Here is a 5,021-nt window from a genome sequence, read left to right as displayed (position 1 = left end):
TGCCGCCGGCACGCTCGCCGTCGGCATCGTGCCGGTCACCGGCCAGCTCGACCTCAAGGCGCTCGCCCGCGCGCTCAGGGTGAGCAAGGCGGTGATGGCCGACGTGGCGGCCGCCGAGCGGGCGACCGGGTACGTCGCCGGCGGGATCTCGCCGTTCGGCCAGAAGCGCACCCACCGGACGGTGCTCGACGAGAGTGCACTCGGGTTCGACGTCGTCTACGTCTCCGGTGGACGCCGTGGCCTCGACCTGGGTGTCGCGCCCGCCGACCTGGTGCGGGTGACGGGCGCGACGGTGGCGCCGATCGCTCGGTGACCTCCTAGCCTCGAGGCCTAGGACGTGGTCAGCCGCAGCACCAGGTGGCTGGCGTCGTCCTCGAGCCAGGTGCTGACACCCAGGCCCTGCAGCGGCTTCAGGTTCTCGGCCACCTCGGGGTCCTCCTCGGCGATGCTCGTGAGCCAGTCCCCCGCGTCGAAGTTGACGAAGAGCACGGCTGCGGCGTCGCCGGCCTCGCGCACGACGTTCTCGAACACCTCGGAGTCGCCGAGGTCGCCGTCGCCGAGCAGCCGCTCGCGGTAGTCGGCGTCCGGGCCGATCGCGATCAGGTCGCCGTCGCTGTCACTGTCGACGATCGAGGACGCCGAACCCATCTGGGACCGCATCTTGTCGAGCACCGACTCGATCTCGTCGGGGTCGCCCTGCACCTTCAGACCGATCGGCACGTCACTGCCGTCGTCGGAGTTCACGAACCGCTCGAGGTCGAAGTCGCCGCCCAGGGACAGCGCGGCCGACTCGCCCATCAGCGTCTCGACGTCGTCGGGGAGGTCGAGGCCGGTCTGGTCGGCCATCTCGTCGAGGAGCTCGTCGCTGCTCATCCCGCCGAGCTGACCGGAGAGCTGGTCGACCAGGTCGCCGAACCAGCCGTCGGCGAAGCCCATGCCGATGGCGGCCGCCGTGTCGTCGGGGAGGGTGGACAGCACGTCGCCACCGCGGTCGCCGTCGAGCGCGTCCTGGGACTTGCCGGGGTCGGCAGCGACCTCGAGCTCCAGCGAGCCGTCGTCGAAGCGCAGCGTGGCCGCCATGCCCTTGAAGTCCTCGAGGGCGGCTGTGACCTCCTCGGAGACGGGCGCGGCCGCGTAGCCGACGCACGGCGCGGCGCACTCGGCGCTCGAGGCGTCGTCGGAGTACGTCATCGGCATGCCACCGCTGCCCTCGAGCTCGCCCAGGACCCCGAACGGATCCAGGAACCCGTCGAGGCTGTCGGCGAGCACCTTGCCGGCCTCCGGGGCGAGGTAGGCGGTGGCGATGCCCGCATCGCCCGCGGCGTCCGTCCAGCCGGTGTAGTCGTCGTCCTCCGAGAGCGGCGAGTCGGCCGCGTCGTCGGCGATCTCGTCGACCATGTCCTGCGTCTCGCCGAGCAGCGCCCAGCCGTCGCGGATCGCCCAGGCACCGCTCGCCTCGCCGTCACCGCCGCTGCAGTCCTTGACCTTGGCCATGCCCTCGTCGGCCGCGTCCTCGTCGGAGACCTGCAGCACGATCACCGGCGACGGCATGTCCTCGCCGGTGTCGACGGCCGCGATCGCCATCCGGTCCCCGAGCCAGGGCTCGACGTCGTCGCCGTAGTCGAGGTCCTCGCACGTGCCCTCGCCCTGGATCTCCTCGAAGATCCGCTGGCGGATGTCGTCGTCGGTGTCGAGGCCGATCTCGTCCTTGAACGCCGGGAACTTCCGCAGCGTGCGGACCGCCTCGATCTTCTGCCCGCCGCTGGGGTCGAGGTCGACGCTGACGTAGGCGATCGTCGAGGCGGGGAGCGCCTCCGCCGGCTGCGGCCCGGTCGCGAAGAACGACCACGCGGCCCACGCGCCTGCGCCCACGACGGCGAGCGCGACCAGGCCCCCACCCACGATCCACCCCGTCCGACGGCCGCCGCCTCCGGACGAGTCCTGCGGCGGCGCGAGGGGACGGCCGCTGCCGCTCTCGAGGTACTCCGGGCTGCTGGTCACGAGACACCCCCATGTGTCGGACGCGGACCGGACGTCCGCTCGGCGGGAGCCTACCGGGCGCGGTGGGTGTGGTGGTGGGCGTGCAGGTCGTCGGCGTGGGGGTGCCGACGGCCGGCGGTGAGGCCGAAGAACACCAGGGCCAGGGCGGCCAGGGCGCCGGCGGGCATCGAGATCCACGGCGTACGGCGCGACACCTCGAGCGCGCCCGGAAGGCGGGTCCCGTCCTCGGCGGTCGTGGCCAGGTGTGTCGGGTCGGGCGGCCCGAGGGCCGCCCCGACCTCGAGCATCAGCCAGGTGCCGAGCACCGAGCCCACCACGACGGCGAGCAGGGTGAGCAGCGGGACCCGGTCGAGGAAGAGCGCGACCAGCCCGCCCGCGATCAGGCCCGCGACGGTGGCGATGACGACGAACCACCCGGTCCCGGAGAACTGGGCACGCAGACCCGCCTCGTCCTCGGCCAGCCACCGGTGGTCGACCACGACGCCGACGGGCGGGGTCCACAGCCACTCCCAGACGACCCCGGCCAGCGCGCCCACGGCCGCCAGCACCACGATCCCGATGGCGGCCTGCACGAGCCCGGGGCGCAGCGAGGAGCGTCGCGCGGCCAGGTGCTCGGGCAGGTGCTCGGGGGGGTGCTCGGGGCCGGGCCGGCCCGCTGTCGCCCCGTCGGTCAGCCCGTCAGGCACCCCGGCCCCAGCAGCTGCTTGAGATCAGCGAAGAGTGCCGGGCTCGGGGTGACCCGCAGCCGGTCGTCGAGGCGCATGACCATGGTCTGTTCACGGGTCAACAGTCGCAGGCGGACCTCGGTCATGCCGGGGTGGGTCCCGAGCACGTCCTTGAGCTGCGCGACCACCGGCGGCGTGCAGCGGGTCGAGGGCAGGCTGATGACCACCGGTCCGGAGGGTCCGTCGGAGAGGTCGGGGACCGACACCTCCTGGCCGTGGATCTCGGGCTGGTCCTTCTGTCGCGACAGGCGACCCTTCACGGTGATGATCGCGTCCTCGACCAGGTGCGGGCCGGCGAGCTGGTAGGCGCTGGGGAACAGCAGGACGTCGATGGCTCCGTCGAGGTCCTCGACGGTGATCATCGCCCAGGCGTCGCCGCGCTTGGTGATCTTGCGCTGCACGGTGGTCACCAGGCCCGTGATCGTCACCGGCGAACCGTCCTGGCGATCCTCGTCGAGCATCAGCTGACCGATGGTGCAGTCGCTGCTGTTGGCCAGCACGTGCTCGAGGCCGAGCAGCGGGTGGTCGGAGACGTAGAGGCCGAGCATCTCGCGCTCGCGGGAGAGCAGGGTCATCTTGTCCCACTCGTCGATGTCGGGAAGCGCGACGCTGACGTCGAAGACGACCTCGTCACCGCCGCCCCCGCCGAAGAGCGAGTCCTGCCCCTCGTCCTCCTTCTTCAGCCCGACGTAGCGGTCGACGGCCTCCTCGTGCTTGAGGTGGAGGGCACGCCGCTTGTGCTTCATGTCGTCGAACGCGCCGGCGAGGATCAGCGACTCGAAGACCCGCTTGTTGCACACGTGGGCCGGGACCTTCATCAGGAAGTCGTTGAAGTCCTCGTAGCGGCCCTTCTCGGCCCGGGCGGCCACGATGCCGTCGACGACGTTGGCGCCGACGTTGCGCACGGCGGTGAGCCCGAAGCGGATGTCGTTGCCGACCGGGGTGAAGTTGTGCGAGGACTCGTTCACGTCGGGCGGCAGGACCTGGATCTTCATCCGCCGGCACTCGTTGAGGTAGATCGCCATCTTGTCCTTGTCGTCGCGGGCGGACGTCAGGAGCGCAGCCATGTACTCGGTCGGGTAGTTGGCCTTGAGGTAGGCGGTCCAGTAGGTGATGACGCCGTAGGCGGCGGAGTGGGACTTGTTGAACGCGTAGTCGGAGAACGGGAGCAGGATCGCCCAGAGGGTGTCGATCGCGTCCTGGGGGAACCCGCGCTCGAGCATCCCGGCCTGGAAGCCGGCGTACTGCTTGTCCAGCTCCTCCTTCTTCTTCTTGCCCATGGCGCGACGCAGGTTGTCTGCGGCGCCGAGCGTGAAGCCGGCCAGGACCTGGGCGATCGCCATCACCTGCTCCTGGTAGACGATCAGGCCGTAGGTCTCCCCCAGCACCGGCTCGAGGGCCTCGGCGAGCGCCGGGTGGATCGGCTCGATCGGCTCGCGGCCGTTCTTGCGGCGGGCGTACTTGTTGTGGGAGTCGGCACCCATCGGGCCGGGGCGGTAGAGCGCGGAGACCGCGGTGATGTCGGCGAACTTGTCGGGCTGCATCGAGCGCAGCAGGGCCCGCATGCCCCCACCATCGAGCTGGAAGATGCCGAGCGTGTCACCGCGGCCCATCAGCTCGTAGGTCGCCCGGTCGTCGAACGGGACCTCCTCGAGGACGACCCTCTCGCCCTTGTTGGCCTCGATGTTGGCCACCGCGTCGTCGAGGATGTGGAGGTTGCTCAGGCCCAGGAAGTCCATCTTGACCAGCCCGAGCGACTCACACATCGGGTAGTCGAACTGGGTGATGACCGCGCCGTCCTGCGGACGGGCCATGATCGGGACGATGTCGATCAGGGGGTCGCTGGACATGATGACGCCGGCGGCGTGGACGCCCCAGTTGCGGATCTGGCCCTCGAGGCCGACGGCGGTCTCGTAGATGCGGCGCACGTCGGGGTCGGACTCGTGCAGCGACCGGAACTCCCCGCCCTCGCCGTAGCGCTTGTGGGCGGGGTCGAAGATGTCCTTGAGCGGCACGCCCTTGCCCATGACGTCGGGCGGCAGCGCCTTGGTGATGCGATCGGAGATCGCGAAGCCGTAGTCCAGCACCCGCGCGGCGTCCTTGATCGCGGCCTTGGCCTTGAGCCGGCCGAACGTCGCGATCTGGGCGACCCGGTCGGCGCCGTACTTGTCGGTGACGTACTTGATGACCTCGCCGCGGCGGTGGTCGTCGAAGTCGATGTCGAAGTCGGGCATCGAGGGGCGCTCGGGGTTGAGGAAGCGCTCGAAGAACAGGCCGTGCTCGAGGGGGCACAGG

The 5,021-nt window shown here is 70.8% G+C and carries 4 protein-coding genes; 1 reads left to right on the top strand and 3 read right to left on the bottom strand.

Annotated elements, in window-relative coordinates; genetic code table 11:
- On the top strand, positions 1-313 hold a 313-nt coding region (locus tag Q0L15_RS12575), incomplete at its 5' end, for a YbaK/EbsC family protein (protein ID WP_296604784.1).
- A gap of 17 nt (positions 314-330) precedes the next feature.
- Here Q0L15_RS12575 and Q0L15_RS12570 read toward each other — a convergent pair.
- The 3 genes from Q0L15_RS12570 to dnaE all read right to left on the bottom strand — a co-directional run.
- Positions 331-2,001 carry a DUF3352 domain-containing protein gene (locus Q0L15_RS12570; RefSeq protein ID WP_296604783.1) on the bottom strand — a complete coding sequence of 557 codons (1,671 nt, stop codon included), beginning with the start codon at positions 1,999-2,001 and terminating at the stop codon, positions 331-333.
- Positions 2,002-2,051: 50 nt separating this feature from the next.
- The gene (locus Q0L15_RS12565) at positions 2,052-2,687 is read right to left on the bottom strand and encodes a hypothetical protein (protein WP_296604782.1); all 636 of its coding nucleotides are present in this window, start codon (positions 2,685-2,687) and stop codon (positions 2,052-2,054) included.
- A partial coding sequence (dnaE, locus tag Q0L15_RS12560; RefSeq protein ID WP_296604781.1) for a DNA polymerase III subunit alpha occupies positions 2,672-5,021 on the bottom strand: 2,350 nt, incomplete at its 5' end. The genes Q0L15_RS12565 and dnaE, both read right to left, overlap by 16 nt.

Source organism: Nocardioides sp., assembly GCF_024509035.1.
Classification (GTDB): domain Bacteria; phylum Actinomycetota; class Actinomycetes; order Propionibacteriales; family Nocardioidaceae; genus Nocardioides.
Note: the sequence above shows the minus strand (reverse complement) of the source record. Positions and strands in the feature narration are given on the sequence as shown.